Source organism: Streptomyces sp. NPDC001933, from assembly GCF_042890955.1.
GTDB lineage: Bacteria > Actinomycetota > Actinomycetes > Streptomycetales > Streptomycetaceae > Streptomyces.
In genome coordinates this window covers 206777-225119 of sequence record NZ_JBIASS010000017.1, presented here as the reverse complement: position 1 = coordinate 225119, position 18343 = coordinate 206777, and the positions used below count along the sequence as shown (strand labels likewise).

Sequence of the window (18343 nt, the reverse complement as noted above, 5' to 3'; positions counted from 1 at the left end):
GCCTCCTCCAGCTCACGCGGAATGTCCTGCATCCGGGCCAGCAGGATGAGCATCCCGTACCCGAAGCGGGACCAGACGCCGACGATCGCGAGCGCTGGCAGTACCAGCACGTCGTCGGAGAGCCAGGAGCCCTCGGACATCCCGAACCAGCTCATCAGGGTGGACCACGGCCCACCGGTCGAGAAGATCCAGACGAAGACGGTGGCGGCCAGCACCAGCGAGGTGACGACCGGCAGGAAGAACACCGAACGGAAGAACTTGGCGCCGCGGAACGCGCGGCGGGTGATCAGGGCCAGGGACACCGAGGCGATCAGCGTGCCCGGCACCGCGAGCACGGTGTAGAGGACCGTGACCTTGAGCGCCTGCCAGAACAGCGGGTCGTCCCACAGGCGGGTGAAGTTGTCCAGCCCGATGAAGCTGCCGCCGCCCGTCAGGGAGTAGTCGGTGAAGCTCATCAGCACCCCGGCGATGCCCGGACCGAACCGGAACGCCAGGAAGAGCAGGAAGCACGGAAGGACGAAGAGCAGGCCGATCCGGGCCTCGCGGCGCGCCTGCGGCCCGCTGCGACGGCCCCGGCGGGTTGGTTCCGCGACGACTGCCACGGGGATCTCCTTGCGGTACGGGGGAATTGCGGGGGGTCGGGGGGATGCCCCGGGGAGGGGGCGGTGCCGGGTCCGAGTGCGGGCGGACCCGGTACCGCGCCCGGTCGGGTCAGCGGCCGAGCATCGCCTGCGCGGCCTTCTGCGCGGCGTTCAGCGCCTCCTGCGGGCTCTTCTTGCCCAGCAGCGCCGCCTGGATCTCCGGTGCCAGGACGCCCTGGACCTCACGGGCCTTGTCCTGGAGCGGGCCCACGTCCATGGTCGGCAGCGTGGCGCCGACCGCGCTCTGGAGGGCGTCGCCCGGGTACAGGTCGCCGCCGGACTTGCGGGCCGGGAAGTAGCCCGCGCCCTTCTGCAGACCGGCCGCGTTCTTCGACTCGGCGACGAAGTTCAGCCAGTCGCCGGTGTTCTTCTTGTCGGCGCCCTTCAGCATCGACAGCGCGCCGACCGTGCCGTAGCCGACCGACTTCGCGTCCTTCAGCGGCGGCTGGACGACGATGTTCTCCTTGCCCCAGAACGGCTCGACGTCCGCCGGGGTGTTCTGCCAGGTGCAGGCCACCTTGCCCTTGGCGGTCGGGGTCTGCTCCAGCTTGGGCGTGGTGGTGACCAGGTCCTTGTCGGTGTAGCCGCCGTCGACCAGCTTCTTCAGGTACGTCAGCGCCTTGACGCCGGCCGCGTCGTTGAAGGTGACGGTCTTGCCGTCCTCGGAGAACACGTCGCCGCCGGCCTGCCACAGCAGCGGGTAGAAGGTCATGTTCAGGGTCTGCTGGGTGTCACCGCTGTAGCTGGTGGCGTAGTAGCCCTTCTCCTTCAGCTTCGGGGCCAGCGCCTCCAGCTCCGCCCAGCTCGTCGGGTAGGTCTTCTCACCGATCGCGGCGAACACCCGCTTGTCGCAGATCAGCGGGTTGGCGCTGGTCAGGACCGGGGTGCCGAGCGCCTTGCCGTCGATCGTGACGGACTTCAGCGCGAAGTCGGTGTAGTCCGACTTGGCGTCGGCCGGCATGTAGTCGTCGGCCGGGACGATGCTCCTGGCGTACTTCGGCAGCTGGTCCGGGATCAGGTAGACCGCGTCCGGGCCCTTGCCGGAGGCGATCGCGGTGGCCAGCGCGGTGTCGCGGTTGGCCCACGGGAAGGTCTCCACCTTCACCTTGACGCCCGAGTGCTCCTTCTCGAACGCCTTGACCAGGCCGTCCCAGTACGCCTTGTTCTTGGCCTCGTCGAAGATGACCGGGTAGGTCCACATGGTGACGGTGTTGTCGTCGCTGCCGCTGCCGGAACAGCCGGCCAGCACACCGGCGGCGAGCGCGGTGGCCAGCACGGGGGCGGCGACGGCGCGGACTCTGGAACGGCGGGTGAGGAGACGGGACATGGTGTGGTCCTCCGAGGACGTGAGGGTGGGGCCGGGAAGAGAGGGAGTCACTGGGCCGGGACCGTCTGGACGGTGCCGGTGTGGCGGGCGCGTTCGGCGGCGAACGCCGCGAGATGGCTGCCGAGCGAGGTGGCGGGGCCGGAGCGGACCGCCCCGGCGTCAGCCGTGGCGACGGCGGTGACGAACGCCTCGACGAGCGCGGCGTCCCCGCCACCGTGCCCGTCCGCCGCGTTCGAACCGGAGGCGCCGAGTTCATGGACGGTGGTTTCGCCGGTACGGAAGTCCTGCACCGTGACCCGCTCGCCGTCGCCGATCAGCCAGCCGTGCGAGCCGAAGATCCGGGTCTGGCGGTGCGTCTGCTCGGTGAACGCCACCATCTGGAAGGTCGCGGTCACCCCGTCCGTCAGCTGCATGGCGAGGACCTGGTGGTCGACCACGTCGTTGTCGCCCCGGTACGCGCAGACGCCGTACGGGCCCTCGCGCAGCGCCCGCACGAGACCGGCCTCGTCGGTCGCCTCGGTGACATGGGTGACCGGCCAGACCGCGCCCTTCTCGCGCAGCGTCGGCATGTAGAGCTTCAGCGCGCTGTACGGGCAGTCGGTCTCGACCGCACAGTCGAGACAGCGCTCCGCGGATCCGGCCGGGGCGTTCTCGGGCCGGAAGTGCTTCAGGGAGCCGAAGCTGGAGACCCGCTCGATCCGGCCGCCCATCACGTACGTGATCCAGTCCAGGTCGTGGCAGGACTTGGCGAGCAGCATCGGCGAGGAGTCCTTCTCGCTGCGCCACGGCCCGCGCACATAGCTGTGGGCGTAGTGCCACCAGCCGACCGGCTCCAGATGGTCGAGGGAGACCAGCTGACCGAGCACGCCGGAGTCCACGACCTCCTTCACCAGGTCGGTGTACGGGGTGTACCGCATGACGTGGCACACCGCGAACAGGACCCCGGACCGCTCCACGCCCTCGACGATCCGCCGGGTCTCCTCCTCGGTCGGGGCGAGGGGCTTCTCGGCGAGGATCGCGTAACCGGCCTCGGCCAGCGCCAGCACCGGCTCCACATGGAAGCGGTCCTGGGTGGCGACGACGACGGCGTCGGCGATGCGGTTCTCGACCAGCGGCCGCCAGTCGTCGAACTCGACGGGTGCGCCGGCCGCGGCCCGCGCCGCGGGGCGCGGGTCGGCGACGGCGACGAGCTCGGCGCGCTCGGGGTGCGCCTTGATCCACTCGGCGTACGTCAGACCGCGGTTGCCGGCGCCGACGAGCGCGACCCGTACGGGCCGGCCGGTGATCGGGGTATGCGTGGACACGGGAATCCCTGGTGCTCGGTGGGCGGGGTGGTCAGATGCGCAGCGTGGCCGCGGTGTGGGCGACGCGGTCGCCCTCGTCCGGCAGTGCGGTGCGCTCGGTGCCGTCCTCGACGCAGCCGGTGTGCAGCAGATGGCTGTCGCCGGTGAACGCCGCGGGCCGCAGTTCGAGCCGGCCGCCGGTGAAGGTGGAGCCGGTGTTCCGGTAGCGGTTGGGGCCTTCGGTGACCAGCACATGGGCGGTGCCCTTGGGCGCGGTCGAGTCGAGGCCGGTGAGCTGCCAGTCGACGGTCCGTCCGGAGCCGGTGCGGGCGAGCAGCGCGCCGTCCTTGTTGGTGCCGCTCAGCCGGGTGCCGTCGACGCGCAGCCGCTGGTCCTTCGCCGAGGTCAGCTTCAGCCCGGTGTCGCGGAGTTCGCCGCCTAGCACGGTGACGTCGGCGTGCGCGAGCGAGACGGGGGCGGTGTCCTTGGAGCCGGTCAGCGTGCACTGGTCCAGGGTGAGCGGGCCGGTGCCGTTGAACACCGCGCCGTCGACGCCCTTGAGGACGCTGCGCTGGACGGTGAGCGGGGCGGTGACGTTGGCCTGGGTGATCTCGGCGCCCGCCGCGAACGCGAACGAGGAGTCGGCGATCACATTGGGCCGGGCGGAGAGGTCCGAGGCCCGGGAGACGATCAGCGGCCCGGTGGCCGTACAGCCGCGCATCTGCACACCGTCGGCGTTGACCCAGAGCATTCCGGAGCCGGCGAGGGACTTCTTGCCGATGACCAGGACGTCCTCCAGGGTCAGATCGGTGATCTTGACCCGGGCCACGAACCAGGAGCAGGCGTGCCGGCGTACGGTGATCCGCTTGGCCCTGCCGCCCCAGGCCGCGCCGGAGTTGGCGAAGGTCATCAGCCCGGAGTTGCCGGTGTAGACGAGGTCGTGCTCGAACTGGCCGTGCGTCACGAACGGGCCCTCGTCGTCACCGTCGCCGTGGCAGTTGGTGACGTAGCAGTAGGCGGAGGCCGTGAAGTCGTTGAGGTGACGGGCGTTGGAGGTGTGACAGTCCTCGACGTGCCCGTACAGGCAGTAGATCTGCTGGGTGAGGTAGCCCGCGCCGCCGTAGGTGACGGACTTCGGGTTGGTCAGCGAGCACTGCTCGGTGCGGTAGTACGTGCACCAGCGGCGCATCACGACCGGCCAGAAGGTGCCGACGGCCTCGATCCCGGAGACGTCGCAGCGCACCGCGTACTCGTACGCGACCGGGTGCGAGCCGGTCATCTCGTCCTCGCCCCAGCCCTCGAAGACCATGTTGCGGACGTGGGCGCGGTCGACGGGCTCGACGCGGGTCCAGGTCAGGGTGCGGCCCGCGGCAAGGTCCCAGCCGATCTGGTAGTTGACCCGGATGTGCGTCGCGTCGACGACATCGGTGACCTGGACGAGCCGCTGGATCTCCTTCTCGTACTTCCCCGCCAGGGCGTTGATCTCCACGGCCCACCACTGGCCCACGGCGAACTTCGAGGAGTCACCGACCTCGAAGAGGTCCGAGAGGTCCGGCATCGCCGCGCTCAGGGAGTGTTCGACGGTGGTGTCGGTGACGGTGCCGCGGAAGGAGAGGACGGCGCCGAAGGGGTTGTCGTGGGTGTTCTTCTCGATGCCTTCGGTGCGTATGAGGTGGCCGCCGAAGTCGAGTTCGATGTTGGAGCGGTTGAAGAGGTGGCGTTTGGTGAACAGGAGGTCGGTGTGGGCTTCGATGCGGTGGACGCTGTTGTCGGCGATCATGGCGTCGAGTGCGGCGTCGGCGGGGGTCTTGGCGTCGAAGTGGCCGAAGGTGCGGAAGTCGAGGGTGCCGGTGTGGAGCTGGTGCCAGCGGCCGGTCCTGGTGTTCTGCGGGGCGATGACGGTGCCGCCGTTGTGGGCGGCGGTCGACTTCTTGTCCCAGCGCACGGCCATGCCGCCGCCGTCGCCGGGGGTGTGGTAGCCGGCGATCAGGACCTGGGTGCCGTCGTCGAGGGGTTTGGTGTTCAGTGCGCGCAGCGCGGCGACGGTGTCGGCGCGGAGCACGTCACCGGTGTGTGCGGGGGCGGCCTGGGCGGAACCGGCGGCCACGGCCGAGCCGGCCATGACCAGACCGGCCAGACCCGAAGCCCGCAGCAGATTCCGGCGGGACGAGGCGGAGTTGTGGTGGTGCGGAACGCTCATGCGGACTTCGCCTTCCGAGAAGTGCGATAAGTGAGGGAGCGTTCCTGCGGGGGACTGCCATGAGGCGGATGGCTGAAAAGGTCCGGCCTTCGAGTGCTCACGGCGCGATGGGCAGGCGCCGGAACCAGGCCGGAAAGGGTAAAACGCCGGTGACCATGGAATGTCACCGCGGTTGGCAGGGAACCTACGGCGGGTTAAGCCGTTTGGTCAAGACCCGAATCCGTCTTGGTCAAGACCCGAATCCGTCGGATTGCGACGTGTCGGTGTCGGATGCGGCCTCGTCCGCGTTGTCGACCCAGCCGAGCGAGACGCTGATCCGGCGGGCCGCGTCCCGCACCTGGCCGCCCAGCTCCTGGTAGCGCCAGGCCGGCAGGCCGAGCTTCAGGCCGGTGATGGAGACGGCCCCGGCGCACACCGAGCGGTCGTCGAAGACCGGCGCGCCGATGCAGATGATGCCCTCGGCGTCCTCCTCGTCGTCCAGGGCGTAGCCGACCCGGGCTATGTCGCGCAGATGCGACAGGAAGGTCGCCGGGTCGGTGATCGTGCGGGAGGTGCGCCGGGGCAGCCCGAACCGCTCGACGACCGCGGCCGCCTCGCTCTGCGGCACGGCGGAGAGCAGCGCCTTGCCCAGGCCCGTGCAGTGCGGCAGCTCGCGCTGCCCCATCCGCAGATCGAGCCGGACGCGCTGGTCGAGCTCGACCTGGTCCACGACGACCGCGTGGCCGTCCTCGGGGACGGCGAGCCTGGACGCCATCCCGGTGGTCCGGGTCAGCTCGCGCAGCACCGGGTGGGCGACGCCGCGCAGGGACACCTGGGAGCGGGCCCGGTCGCCGAGTCTGGCCAGGCTCATGCCGAGCCGGTAGCGGCGGTTCATGCCCTCGCCGTCGTCCGAGACCAGGCCGTACGCGCGCAGGGTCTGGAGCATGCCGAAGGCGGCGCTCTTGGAGATGGAGCAGGCCTGGCCGACTTCCGTGACGCTCAGGCCGTTGCCCTGTGCGGGGGCGGCGAGCGCCTCGAGGATGTCCGCTGCCCTGGCCACGCTCTTGACCCAGTACTTCGGTTCTTCTGGGGCAGCACTGTTCGTCATAGCAGAACAGCGTAGTCCCTCGGTGGGGCTCGGAACGCGCGTTCTCTGCGAAGAAGGCACGGAAACGGGCCTTCCGGGGCCCGGAAAGGTCTTGACCCGCCCCGAAGCCGGACGTAATATCCAGGCACTGTTCTGCTCTACAGAACAGTGTTCGGAAAAAGCGAACGCACCACCTCAAGCACCACTCCAAGCACCACGGATCATTCCCTTCCTGCGGCGACTGCCGGGCGGATGGCGCCAGGGATTCACGGGCCGGGCAGGGCCTGTGAAGACCGACGACTCTCGACGCAAGGAGCAAGCGATATGAGTTCAGGCCCGGTGGGCAACGAATCCGGAGCCCGACTCGCCGAGCGCGCCCGCCAGGTCGTACCCGGCGGCGTGAACAGCGGTCAGCGCAGCGTTCCCGGACTGACCGACCTGGTCGTCACGGGGACGGACGGCGCACGGTTCCGTACCGCCGACGGACGCGAGTACACCGACTTCCACTCGGCGTTCGGACCGCCCCTGCTCGGCCACAACGACCCCGACGTGGCCCGAGCCACCGCGGAGGCCGGTGCCACCCTCGGCCACATGGGCGTCGGTGTCACCGAGGGCGAGGTCCTCCTCGCCGAACAGCTCACCGAGCTGATCCCCTCGATCGAGAAGGTGCTGCTCACCAGCACCGGCAGCGAGGCCACCTTCCACGCGCTGCGCGTCTCCCGCGCCGCCACCGGCCGCCGCCTGGTCGTCAAGTTCCAGGGCTGCTACCACGGCTGGCACGACGCGGTCAGCCTCAACGTCATCTCCGCGCCCGAGAAGGTCGGCGGCCACGACCCGATCTCCACCGGCATCCTGCCCGAGGTCCTCGAAGCAACCCTCGTCCTGCCGTTCAACGACAGCGAGGCCGTCCGCCGCACCTTCGCCGAGCACGGCTCCGACATCGCCGCCGTGATCGTCGAGCCGGTCCCGCACAACGTCGGCGCGCTCCTGCCGTACCAGGAGTTCCTCACCACGCTGCGCGAGGAGACCACGAAGGCCGGCAGCGTCCTGATCTTCGACGAGGTCATCACCGGCTTCCGTCACGACATCGGCGGCTGGCAGAAGATCTCCGGCGTCACCCCCGACCTCACCACCCTCGGCAAGGCCATCGCCAACGGCGCGCCCGTCGGCGCGATCGGCGGCCGCGCCGACCTGATGGACCTCTTCTCCACCCGCCCCGGCGCCCCCGCCTTCTTCGCCGGTACGTACAACGGCCACCCCTCCGTCGTCGCCGCCGCCCTCGCCACCCTGCGCAAGCTCCGCGAGGAGCCCGTCCATGAGCACGTGTTCCGGCTCGGCGAGCGCGTCCGCACCGAACTGACCGGACTGTACGAGCGCCTCGGCGTCCCCGCCGTCGTCACCGGCTACGGCTCCGTCTTCGTCAGCTACTTCATGCCGGGCGAGGCCCCCCGCACCTACGCGGACCTGCTGAACAACGACGCCTCGCTCTTCGTCGGCTACCGCCGCAAACTCCTGGACCACGGCCTGTTCGAGCTGCCGCTCAACCTCAAGCGCAGCCACATCAGCTACGCCCACACCGACGCCGACGTGGACCGTCTCATCGAGGGCACCGAGGCCGCGGTCAAGGCCGTGCTCGCCGACGGCGGCGCCCGCGACCTGGAGAACACCTCCACCATGGGCGGAGCGACCCGCTGATGCTGACCGTCAACCGCACCCGCCCGGCAGGCCCCGCAGGCCGGATCACCCGCGTCGAGACCCTGATGCTCGGCACCTCCTGGCGCGACTTCGGCTACGTCCGGGTCCACACCGACGAGGGCCTGTCCGGCATCGGCGAGATCACCCACCCCTACCGCGTCCGCGAGGTCTGCGAGCTCACCGAGGCGATCGCCCGGCGCCATCTCATCGGCGCCGACCCCTTCGACATCGAGGAGCTCTGGCTCCGCGTCTACCAGGGCGACTTCCTGCGCGGCGGCGACATGGGCGGCGTCGCCCTGTCCGGCCTCGACCAGGCCATGTACGACCTGATGGGCAAGGCGCTCGGCGTCCCCGCCTACCGGCTGACCGGCGGCGCCTGCCGCGACGACGTACGCGTCTACGCCAACGGCTGGTACACCGGCGAGCGCGATCCCGAGACCTTCGCGGCCAAGGCCAAGGAGACCGTGGCGAAGGGCTTCACCGCCCTCAAGTTCGACCCGTTCGGCCCCGGCCTGCACGAGCTGGAGCGCCCCGAACTGCGCCGCTCCGTCGACCTCGTGGCCGCCGTCCGCGAGGCCATCGGACCCGATGTCGACCTCTTCATCGAGGGCCACGCCCGGTTCGCCATGCCGACCGCGGCCCGGCTGGTGCGGGAGCTGGAGCCCTTCGACATCGGCTGGTTCGAGGAGCCGATGCCGTGGACCCACATCGAGCGGTACGCGGAACTGCGCCAGCGCGCCGCGTTCCCGATCTCCGGCGGTGAGCACTTCCACAACCGCTACGAGTACAAGCAGCTCTTCGCCACCAACGCGGTCGACATCATCCAGCCCGACCTCTCCATGGCCGGCGGCTTCACCGAGGTCAGGAAACTCGCCGCGATCGCCGATACCCACGGCATGCTCGTCGCCCCGCACAACTCGAACTCGCCGCTCTGCACCACCGTCTCGGTGCACGCGACGCTCGGAATCCCCAACTTCAAGATCCTCGAAACCTTCGACGGGCTCCTGGAGGACTACGTCTTCGACGCCCTCAAGGGCACCCTCCCGATCGTCGACGGCCGCATCGGCCTGCCGACCGCCCCGGGTCTCGGTGTCGAGCTCGTCGACGAGGTCTTCGAGGAGCACCCGCCCAGCCACCGCTTCTGGAACATGTTCGCGGACGGCTGGGAGAAGCGGAACCGGACATGATCGTCGACGTCCACTCCCATCTCTTCCGGCACAGCCACGACTTCACCGACCCGTTCAAATCCGACTCCGCCCGCGCCCACGCAGGCGAGGTCGACCTCACGGTGAAGTGGGAGGAGTACGCCGCCACCGCCCCCGAGGGCACCCGCACGATCGTCGTCGGCGGCAAGGCGCGGCGCAGCGGCCTCTGGGTCGACGACGCCGCCGTCGCCTCGTACGCCGGAGCGCACCCCGACCGGCTCATCGGCTACCTCTCGCTCGACCCCACCCAGCCCGGCTGGCAGGACGAACTCCGCTACGGCCACCAGGAACTGGGCCTGCGCGGCATCAAGCTGATGCCGATGTACGCGGGCTTCGACCCGGCGGCCGAGGAGTACGACGAGCTGTACACGTACGCCGAACGGCACGGCCTCCCGCTCCTGGTGCACACCGGCACCACCTTCGTGTCGAGCGCACCGCTGGAGTGGGCGATGCCCCGCCATCTGGACGCGGTCGCCATCCGCCACCCGGAACTGCGGATGGTCCTCGCCCACCTCGGCCACCCCTTCGAGGGCGAGTGCATCGCGGTCATCCGCAAGCACCCGCACGTGTACGCCGACCTCAGCGCCCTGCACTACCGGCCCTTCCAGCTCTGGCACAGCCTCCGGCTGGTCCAGGACTACGGGGTCTTCCACAAGGTGCTGTTCGGCAGCGACTACCCGTTCACGACGGTCGACGACTCGGTGAAGGGGCTGCGGGAGATCGCCCGCATCCCCGGCATCCCCGGGCTGCCGCCGCTCGACGCGGACGCGGTGGAGGAGATCATCCACCGGCCGTCGCTGGACCTGCTGGGCCTGAACGGCTGATCCGGCCGTTCCTCCGAACCTGCCGGTACGGCGCCGGGCTCATCCCCCTGTCGCCCGGTACCGACCGGCAGCCGGGCCGCCGCGCCACCACCCAAGTGTCCCTGCGCGGCGGTCCGGACCCCTCCGGCGATCAGAACCGGACCCGACCCACCCCTCTCCGTACCGCTCCGTCTGGAGGAACCCCGCCATGACCGCAGCCGTCCCGCCCCGCGGAACCGACCGCTTCGATCTGACCGGCCGCACCGCGGTCGTGACCGGGGCCGCCCGGGGCCTGGGCCGGTCCTTCGCCGTGGGACTCGCGGAGGCGGGCGCCGATCTGGTCCTCGTCGACCTGCCCGGCGCCGAGGGCATCGCCGAGACCGCCGCGGCGATCGAGGCACTCGGCCGCGGCTGCCGGACGTACGGCCAGGATCTCGCGGACATCGACGCGCTGCCCGGCTTCGTCGACGCCGTGCGCGCCGAGGCGGGCCCGCTGCACATCCTGGTCAACAACGCCGGCACGGCGGCGCTGGAACGCTTCAACGAGATCACCCCCGCGAGCTGGTCGCACATCATGCGGGTCAACGTCGACGCCGTCTTCTTCCTCAGCCAGCGGATCGCCGAACACATGACGGCGGACTCGGTCGCGGGCCGCATCATCACCATCACCTCGAAGAACGCCCTGGTGGCGGAGGCCGGCCTGGCCCACTACAACGCCTCCAAGGCCGCCGCCCAACTGCTCACCGAGACCCTGGCGGTCGAACTCGCCCCGCACGGCATCACCGCCAACACCCTCGCCCCCGGCATGGTCGAGACCCCCATCGACGGCGAATTCCCCTTCGACCGGGAGGCCTTCGAATCCGCGTACCGCGAGCGCATTCCGCTCGGCAGGTACGCGCGGCCCGACGAATGCGTGGGCGCGCTGCTGCTGCTCGCCTCGGACGCCGGGGCGTACCTCACCGGGGCGCGCATCGTCGTCGACGGGGGAGTGCTGGCCGACCAGATGCCGCGGATGCGCTTCATGCCGCCGTACCGCAACACGATCTGACCGCGACCGACCGGCAGCCGCGACAGCCGGTTCTCACCGAGCACGCATCCCATGCATTGCACGCATCGCACGCATCGCACGCATCGACAACGCGAGGAGCGCCTCCGTCATGTCCGTCAATGCTTCGTCCCCGGCTTCTTCCTCCGAGCCGTCCCCGGCCTCGTCCCGCCGGAATCTGCTGCGGGCTTCGGGTCTGGCCGGTCTGGTCATGGCCGGCTCGGCCGTGGCCGCCGGCTCCGCCCAGGCCGCCCCCGCACACACCGGTGACGTACTCCGCGCCGACACCGTCGCCGCGCTGCGCGCACTGAACACCAAACCCCTCGACGACGGCACCCAGGTCCTGATCGCCGGCTACCACACCCCCGGCGACGGCGGCGGCATGGCCGTGCGCTGGGACAAGAAGTCGACAACCGCCCACAACGGCGGCACCGTCATCGCCCCGCAGAACACCAGGACCGGCCGCTGGCACCAGCTCCACACCGGCACCCTCGACTTCCGCACCTTCGGCCACTTCGACGCCAAGACCCCCGCCGACGCCGCACTCGACGCCATGATCGCCGACAACAGCGTCCACCGCATCGAAGCCCACACCGACCTCCTGTTCACCAAACGCCACCTCTTCAACCGCTCCAACATCGAACTCGACTTCGGCGGCCACCTCATACGCACCGAAGGCATCGAGAAGAACACCCACGACAACCCCTTCGGCGCCGTCCTCTCCTTCCGCGGCACCGTCACCGACACCACCGTCAGGCACACGCTCTCCGGCAAGGTCATCGAGCTCACCGACACCTTCCCGGTCCCCGACGCCAAGGCGTTCGAGGTCGGCCAGTGGTGGTCCGTGCAGGTGGACCCGGTCGCGGGCGGCGGCGGTGACGAACGCGAGCTGCAGAAGCTGGTCGAGATCACCGAGATCGTCGACGCCGGGCACATCCGGATCGGCTACCTCAACGGCTGGGAGCTCGCCGAGGGCCGCAAGCTCACCTGGACCCGGATCGAACCGGTCCGGTCCACCCACATCCGCAACATGGTCTTCGAGGGCGCGGGCCCCGACGAGTACACCGGCTCCCACCCCGTCAGCTTCGAGTACGCCGTGGGCTGCGACGTCTCCGGGATCCACGCCACCGGCACCTTCTGGCCGGTCATCATGCGCCGCTGGTGCACCCGCTTCCGCACCGAGGACTGCTCCCTGAAGAACCCGCCCACCGTCGAGTACGGCGGCGCGGGCTACCTCACCCAGCAGATCTACTGCCTGTACGGGCGGGTCGCGGACTGCACGACCAGCAATGTCCGCCACCTCAACGACCTCACCGCCTCCGCCTACTGCACCGTCGTGAACTGCCACGGCGACGGCGACGACGCGGGCGGCAACCCGTTCACGACACACGGGCAGTACGAGCACGACCTGCTCTTCGACGGCAACTCCGGGCTGATGGACATCGCCAACTCCGGTGCCCAGTGGGGCATTTCGGCGAAGCGGATCACCGTACGCAGACATGTCTGCTCCTGGTTCACCGCCAACACCAAGATCACCGATCTGACCCTGGAGGACATCACGGTGATCGCCCGCCCCACCTTCGACCAGGCCGGCACCCTCACCGTCAACGCCGACGGCGCCCAGGTGCGCGGCTGCACGGCGAAGACCTTCGCCGTCGCCCAGCGCTCCGCCCGATCCACCCGGCCGACCACCATCAGCGACTGCTCCTTCGAGCCGCCCGCCGGAGCCGTCCTCGTCCAGACCCCGGTCACCGCGCCCGTGCACTTCGTGCGCTGCACGTTCAAGGGGGTCGACGGCGCGATCCTGCGCGGCGCGGGACCCGTCCACTTCACCGACTGCACGGTCACCGGCGCCGAGAACGCGGCCCCGCTCTCGGTCGGATCGGCCGAGCTCCGGATCGACGGCGGCAGTTACGACAACACCGGCATCGAGCTCAGCGCGGTGCGCGACCAGCGGATCACCGTCACCGGCGGCGCCCGCCTCACCGGCAGCAACAAGGCCAAGGCGCTGCTCGGCCGGGCCGCCGGCGCCGGGAAGCTGACCTGGGACATCAGCGGTCTCAGCAGCTCCGCCGCCGGCCCGGACACCGCCCATGTCCGCATCGCCGACGGCACCAACCACTACGCGGCGACCGGCAGCCGCTTCACCGGCGGCGCCCTCCACCTCGCCCCGGACGCCCTGGACTCGGTCCTGCACACCACCTGTGTGGAGGACGGCACCGAGCGCACCGCCATGCCCGCCAACGGCGACAAGGCGCGCACGGACGGGAACCTGATCCTGTGACCGCCACGATCCGCACCGCCACCCCGGCCGACGACCCGGCACTGGCCGCCCTGTGGCGGCGCTGCTTCGACGCCCCGCACCTCGCCGACCTGCACGCCCTCGACCCGGACCGCCACCGGCACACCTTCGTCGCACAGAATGCCGCGGGAGACGGGATCGACGCGGTCGTCGTCTACGTACCGAGGCAGATCCGCGACGCGCACGGCATCCCGCAGCGGGTCGGCGGCATCGGCAGCGTCGCCACCCGGCCCGAGGCCCGCGGCCAGGGTCTCGTGCGGCGGCTGCTGGTGGCGGCGGAGCAGACGATGACGGCCGAACAGTGTGCCTGGTCACTGCTGTTCACCGGGACGCCGGGCGTCTACCGGGGCTCGGGATGGCAGGAGTTCGGCAGTACGTACACCGAGGGGCGGCTCGCCCCCTCGCCCGCCGCCGGGGCGTTCCGGATCCGCGCCGCCACCGCGCGGGACGCCGCGGAGTCGGCCGCGCTGCACCACGCGTACAACGCGGTCCGGCCGCTCAGCTCGGTGCGGGCGGCCGAGGACTGGGCGGTGCGGGTGCCCGCCTGGTACGGCCCGGTCGAGCGCTCGCTCGTGGCACAGGACCCGGCGTCGGGGGCGCTCGTCGGCATGCTCGTGACCCAGCACGAGGGGGAGTACCTGGAGGTGCGGGAGTTCGCGGGCGCCCCCGAGTGCCTGGGCGAGCTGTACGCCGCCGCCGGCGAACGGGGCCGGGAGGCAGGGCTGAGCCGGGTCCGGGTCCGGCTCCCCGACGGCCCCGGGGTCCGGGCCGCGCTGCCGGGCCTGATGGCGGACGCCCGGCAGGTGACGGAGCACGTGGGCATGGCGCGCCCGCTGCTCGCCACCGAGGAGTCGGTGCGGGCCACGGTCACGGCGCCCGGCGCGGTCCACTGGTACGGCGACTGCTTCTAGACGAGGGGAGACGGGGCGCTCTCAGCGGCAGGGAGTGAGCAGGAAGCGCCCCACGAGACCGGCCCCCGCGTCCAGTCGGCGGCGGAACTCCTCGGCGAGCAAAGGCACTTCACGCAGTCGCCACAGCACCAGCGCCGCCGACCAGGCCGCCTCGCGGGCCCGCTCCAGACTCCACGAGCCGAACAGATGGGTGAGCGGGTCCGCCAGTTCCAGCAGATCGGGGCCCGGCATCAGGTCCTCCCGGACCCGCTCCTCCAGCATCAGCAGGAGATCGCCCACCCGGTCGAACTCCTCCTCCAGATCGGGCGGGGCACAGCCGAGCGTGCGGCAGGTGTCCACGACGGCGAGCGGCAGGTCGTGGCCGATGTGCGCGTTGATGCCGGACAGGGCGAACTGCAGTGGCCGTACGCCGGGATGGTGGCGGTACCGGAAGAGCGGATGCCAGCAGTCGGGCGTCCGCTCTCCCGCCGTCGAGGCGTCGAGCGCCGACAGGTAGCGCTCGGCGAACCGCACGTCCAGCGTCTCGGCGGCCCGCCGGTCCGGGAACGCGCCGTCGTCGATCTGCTGCCGGACGGTCTCGGTGACCGTCAGATAGATGCGGTTGAAGACCGCCACCCCGTCCTCGGCCCCGCCCACCGGCGCCCAGGCGGAACTGAACGCGCGCATCCGCTCGATCACGGAGGCGATGCCGGGGACGGAGCTGTGCAACTGCTCGAACTGCGCCATGGGGGGAGCGTCCCAGCCACGGGGCCGGGACGGCGCCGACGGGCCCGGGGTTCGTCGGAATGGGCGAACGGCCGTGACACAGCCCCCAGGTCAGTCAGTCACCGGTGGCGCCGGCGAGGCGGTCCGCCGCGTCGAGCTGATCCCTCAGGCCGAGCAACTCCCAGCGCTGGAGCGCGAAGGGAGTGTTTCCCTCCCGCCACAGTCGGTCGTGGAACTCCTCCAGGTCGAAGCCGTCCCGCCCCGCCGCCTCGGCGAGCAGTTCCAGGAGTTGCAGCTTTCCCGTCTGGTAGCTCAGCCCCTGGCCCGGGTTGCCGAGGAAGAACACCGCCTCGGCCCAGGCCGTCGCCTCGTCCATCGGCACCAGTCGGCACAGCAGACCGGTGGCCTCGTCGATGGTGAGTTCGCCGAGGGCGAGACCGAGGTCGATCTCGACCCGCAGGGCTCGCAGGCGCATGGCGTTGGCGATGAACTCGGTGCCGGTCGGGCTGGAGTCGCAGGCGCCCGAGAGTAGCATCAACTCCTCGTTGTAGAACGCGACCCCCTCGTTGGGAACGGAGTCGTAGAAGTGCCGGCGAGCCGGATTCGGGTGAGCCCAGGAGAGTGCCAACTGCTGGGCGTGGACGCCCTCGTGGACGATCGCCGTCCGGGGGTCGATCGCCGCGGCCCGCTCGAAGTACGGCAGTTCCACGTCCGAATCGGCGGGAACGTAACGTACGGCTTCCTCATGGGCGCGCGACGGCGAGGTCAGGTCGTCGGGCACGCCCAGCCAGGTCAGGGGGGCCAGGTACGGAGGGCAGACCGCGAAGCGGTAATGGCGCAGGGACTCGGGCTGGCCCAGGAGGCCGCGCTCGCGGTAGAAGCGGCGCATCTCGTGCTCCTGGGTCCGCGCCAGCGTGAGCTGCTCGGCCGCACTGTGCTGCTTCTCGGTCCCGGCGTGGCCGCGCACCCGCCGCCGCAGGACGGCCTCCGTCGCGACGGCGCGGGTCCACTCCTGCTTGGCCTGCTCGCGCAGCCGGTCCGCACCGTACGGCAGCAGCGAGACGCGGTGCAGCAGGAACTCGACGGCCGCACGCCCCGCCGCACCCTCGGCACGGAACCCGTCGAGGGCCTCGCGCAGCCAGCCGGCGAACTCCCGGACCGCCTCGGCGGCCCGCTCGGCGGCGGCGGGCAGACCGGCCGCCTGTGCGGCCGGCAGGTACGGGACCAGTGCGCTCATCGCGGTGGTGAGCGCACTGTCGGCGTCGGCGAGCTTGCGCAGGGCGGCCACCGCGAACGGCCTGGCCGCGGTGTCCGCCAGGTTCTCCCGTGCCTGGAGCAGCACCTGCGGCACGTGGTGCAGCAACCGGACGACGTCGTCCGCCCGTTCGGCCGTGAACGGTGTGGAGACCAGCAGCAGGTTGTAGACCGGGACCAGGCTCTGGTCGATGTAGAAGCAGGGATCGCGCTGCCAGCCACGCAGCAGTTCCAGCTCCCAGTGCACCCGGTCGAGTGCGCATCCCAGGAGGCGGAAGTCGACCTGGACGGAGACCGGTTCGTCGGCGACGTCCAGGCGGCGATGGCGCTCGTACCACTGTTCCATGCGCCGCCGGCGGGCCGCGACGGCGTCCGACGACCAGTCGGGTGCCCAGCCGGGCGGGCGTTCCAGACGAGGCAGGTCGTCGCCGGAGTCGGGAGCGGTCGCCGCCCGCCAGCGCCAGAACTCCTCGGCGAGGAGCCGGAGTTCGTCCGGCGTTCGCGACATCACGCGCGGCCGTAGAGGGCGGACGCGATGTCCTGCGGGCCGGAGATCTCGGTGAAGTGCTCCAGGGGCTGGTAGTCGGACGTGGTGTAGGCACCCGATCCGTGCACGACGATGTCCTTTCCGGTGCCGCCGATCAGGCCGCGGTCGACGGCGTTCATCACTCCGGTCAGGCCCATGACCAGCGACTGCTCACGCAGCGCCGTGGGGTCCGCGGGCAGCGCGCAGCCGGTGCCGGAGAGCCGGTCCCGCAGCCCTTCGTAGCGCTCCCGGCACTCCTCGCCGGAGACCACGATGCCGTTGCCGCCGTACCGGCGGATCAGCTCGTTCATGGCGGGTGAGGTGACCGGGCGGTGGGTGTAGAAGGTCGGGTCGAGCACCTCGCCGGGGTCGGCGGTGACCTGGGGGAAGCGCGGGTCGGCGGACTGGTGGTACAGACCGTCCCTGAGCTCGTAGGCGGGCATGCCGTCGCGGCTGAAGTCGCCGTGCGCCAGGTTCAGCACCATGTCCGGGGTGCCCAGGTGCTGGACGAGCAGGCTCTCCGGCCGGGCGCCCTCGTCGGCCAGCCCGGCCCGCTCCAGTGCGGCGCGGCCCTCGTGGTACCCGAGCAGGCCGAAGGCGCTGGACACGGCGTGCGCGTGGACCCGGCCGGCCCCGCCGTCCGGGAGGGCCCGCTGCTCGAAGAAGGCCCGTGCGGTGTCGGCGACCAGGTAGTTGGACAGTTCCAGGGAGTACCAGAGGCGGGTGTCGAGGTGCTTGGACGCCTCGGTGGCGTACATGTCGACGAACTCCCGGCCGACGGCCTTGACCTGCTCGGACTCCTCTCCGGTGTAGAGGAACATCGGGTTCAGCGCGCGCAGCGTCGGGTCCTGCGACAGCCGGCTGTCGCGCAGCTTCGACCGGCAGGAGGCCGGGGCGATGATGACCACGCGCAGCTGTTCCGGCGTGACCAGACCGGCGTCGATGGCCCGCAGTACCGCGTCGCGCAGTGCGGTGCCCTTGTTGGCCGATGTCGGGGAGAAGATCGTGACGCTCTCGTCGTAGCGGCGGATGTACTCGACCGCGCGCGCCACCATCAGCAGTGACGGGAACGTCTTGGTGGTGCCCGTGCCGGGGTTGCCGGTGAGGTCCATCAGGTGCAGGCGGTGCTCGCCGTAGCCGCCCAGTTCGTGCCACTCGACGGTGGCGGCGGCGAAGAAGCGCCGCAGGTCGTCGTCGAGCTCGGGCAGCCGGAAGCCGGGCTTGAACGCGGCGGCGTCGTCGCGTGCCGGACCGGTGTCGCCGACGATCCCCCCGATCGCCCGTCCGACCTGGTCGTAGTGGTCGAGAATGAGGTTGGCCGACCGTGCGGAAGCGGACCCGTCGAAGCTGGTCACGGACATGCTGGCTCCTAGGTAGGTG

Annotated in this window: 14 protein-coding genes; 6 read left to right on the top strand and 8 right to left on the bottom strand. The window is 70.8% G+C overall.

Going from position 1 to position 18343, the window contains the following annotated elements; translation table 11 throughout:
• The 5 genes from ACFYY7_RS33535 to ACFYY7_RS33515 form a co-directional block, all read right to left on the bottom strand.
• Positions 1 to 602: carbohydrate ABC transporter permease (locus ACFYY7_RS33535; protein WP_388667593.1), on the bottom strand; the 602-nt coding region annotated here is incomplete at its 3' end.
• Positions 603 to 711: 109 nt separating this feature from the next.
• Entirely contained in the window at positions 712 to 1968 is a 1257-nt protein-coding gene (locus ACFYY7_RS33530) for an ABC transporter substrate-binding protein (RefSeq protein WP_388667592.1), read from the bottom strand.
• 47 nt (positions 1969 to 2015) lie between these two features.
• Positions 2016 to 3272 (bottom strand): Gfo/Idh/MocA family protein, encoded by a 1257-nt coding sequence (locus ACFYY7_RS33525; protein WP_388667591.1) that lies wholly within the window; start codon positions 3270 to 3272, stop codon positions 2016 to 2018.
• Between the two features lie 31 nt (positions 3273 to 3303).
• On the bottom strand, positions 3304 to 5451 hold the full coding sequence (locus ACFYY7_RS33520; RefSeq protein WP_388667590.1) for a peptidase C14: 2148 nt from the start codon (positions 5449 to 5451) through the stop codon (positions 3304 to 3306).
• Between the two features lie 229 nt (positions 5452 to 5680).
• Complete coding sequence (locus ACFYY7_RS33515; protein ID WP_388667589.1) at positions 5681 to 6538, bottom strand: IclR family transcriptional regulator; 858 nt, start codon at positions 6536 to 6538, stop codon at positions 5681 to 5683.
• Positions 6539 to 6841: 303 nt separating this feature from the next.
• Here ACFYY7_RS33515 and ACFYY7_RS33510 point away from each other — a divergent pair, with 303 nt between their 5' ends.
• The 6 genes from ACFYY7_RS33510 (at position 6842) to ACFYY7_RS33485 (ending at position 14478) form a co-directional block, all read left to right on the top strand.
• On the top strand, positions 6842 to 8212 hold the full coding sequence (locus ACFYY7_RS33510; protein ID WP_266735810.1) for an aspartate aminotransferase family protein: 1371 nt from the start codon (positions 6842 to 6844) through the stop codon (positions 8210 to 8212).
• Entirely contained in the window at positions 8212 to 9399 is a 1188-nt protein-coding gene (locus ACFYY7_RS33505) for a mandelate racemase/muconate lactonizing enzyme family protein (RefSeq protein ID WP_388667588.1), read from the top strand. Before ACFYY7_RS33510 ends, ACFYY7_RS33505 begins: the two co-directional genes overlap by 1 nt.
• Positions 9396 to 10241, top strand: a complete 846-nt coding sequence (locus ACFYY7_RS33500) for an amidohydrolase family protein (protein ID WP_376426617.1) — start codon at positions 9396 to 9398, stop codon at positions 10239 to 10241. Before ACFYY7_RS33505 ends, ACFYY7_RS33500 begins: the two co-directional genes overlap by 4 nt.
• A 187-nt stretch (positions 10242 to 10428) precedes the next feature.
• A complete protein-coding gene (locus tag ACFYY7_RS33495) occupies positions 10429 to 11268 on the top strand; it encodes an SDR family NAD(P)-dependent oxidoreductase (RefSeq protein WP_388667587.1) in 840 nt (279 codons plus the stop codon).
• 109 nt (positions 11269 to 11377) lie between these two features.
• On the top strand, positions 11378 to 13549 hold the full coding sequence (locus ACFYY7_RS33490; protein ID WP_388667586.1) for a peptidase C14: 2172 nt from the start codon (positions 11378 to 11380) through the stop codon (positions 13547 to 13549).
• Complete coding sequence (locus ACFYY7_RS33485; RefSeq protein ID WP_388667585.1) at positions 13546 to 14478, top strand: GNAT family N-acetyltransferase; 933 nt, start codon at positions 13546 to 13548, stop codon at positions 14476 to 14478. Before ACFYY7_RS33490 ends, ACFYY7_RS33485 begins: the two co-directional genes overlap by 4 nt.
• 21 nt (positions 14479 to 14499) lie before the next feature.
• On the opposite strand, the gene ACFYY7_RS33480 is transcribed toward ACFYY7_RS33485, so the two are convergent.
• From ACFYY7_RS33480 to ACFYY7_RS33470, 3 genes are all read right to left on the bottom strand, one after another.
• Entirely contained in the window at positions 14500 to 15204 is a 705-nt protein-coding gene (locus ACFYY7_RS33480; RefSeq protein ID WP_388667584.1) for a DUF5995 family protein, read from the bottom strand.
• Between the two features lie 94 nt (positions 15205 to 15298).
• Positions 15299 to 16945, bottom strand: a complete 1647-nt coding sequence (locus tag ACFYY7_RS33475; protein ID WP_388667583.1) for a DUF885 family protein — start codon at positions 16943 to 16945, stop codon at positions 15299 to 15301.
• Positions 16945 to 18324 carry a DUF6002 family protein gene (locus tag ACFYY7_RS33470; protein ID WP_388667582.1) on the bottom strand — a complete coding sequence of 460 codons (1380 nt, stop codon included), beginning with the start codon at positions 18322 to 18324 and terminating at the stop codon, positions 16945 to 16947. Before ACFYY7_RS33470 ends, ACFYY7_RS33475 begins: the two co-directional genes overlap by 1 nt.
• Positions 18325 to 18343: the final 19 nt, after the last annotated feature.

Bases quoted from the DNA above. Each gene is read 5' to 3' on its own strand.
- ACFYY7_RS33530 (WP_388667592.1), bottom strand. From the start codon at position 1,968: ATGTCCCGTCTCCTCACCCGCCGTTCCAGAGTCCGCGCCGTCGCCGCC.
- ACFYY7_RS33520 (WP_388667590.1), bottom strand. From the start codon at position 5,451: ATGAGCGTTCCGCACCACCACAACTCCGCCTCGTCCCGCCGGAATCTG.
- ACFYY7_RS33515 (WP_388667589.1), bottom strand. From the start codon at position 6,538: ATGACGAACAGTGCTGCCCCAGAAGAACCGAAGTACTGGGTCAAGAGC.
- ACFYY7_RS33510 (WP_266735810.1), top strand. From the start codon at position 6,842: ATGAGTTCAGGCCCGGTGGGCAACGAATCCGGAGCCCGACTCGCCGAG.
- ACFYY7_RS33505 (WP_388667588.1), top strand. From the start codon at position 8,212: ATGCTGACCGTCAACCGCACCCGCCCGGCAGGCCCCGCAGGCCGGATC.
- ACFYY7_RS33500 (WP_376426617.1), top strand. From the start codon at position 9,396: ATGATCGTCGACGTCCACTCCCATCTCTTCCGGCACAGCCACGACTTC.
- ACFYY7_RS33495 (WP_388667587.1), top strand. From the start codon at position 10,429: ATGACCGCAGCCGTCCCGCCCCGCGGAACCGACCGCTTCGATCTGACC.
- ACFYY7_RS33490 (WP_388667586.1), top strand. From the start codon at position 11,378: ATGTCCGTCAATGCTTCGTCCCCGGCTTCTTCCTCCGAGCCGTCCCCG.
- ACFYY7_RS33480 (WP_388667584.1), bottom strand. From the start codon at position 15,204: ATGGCGCAGTTCGAGCAGTTGCACAGCTCCGTCCCCGGCATCGCCTCC.
- ACFYY7_RS33475 (WP_388667583.1), bottom strand. From the start codon at position 16,945: ATGTCGCGAACGCCGGACGAACTCCGGCTCCTCGCCGAGGAGTTCTGG.
- ACFYY7_RS33470 (WP_388667582.1), bottom strand. From the start codon at position 18,324: ATGTCCGTGACCAGCTTCGACGGGTCCGCTTCCGCACGGTCGGCCAAC.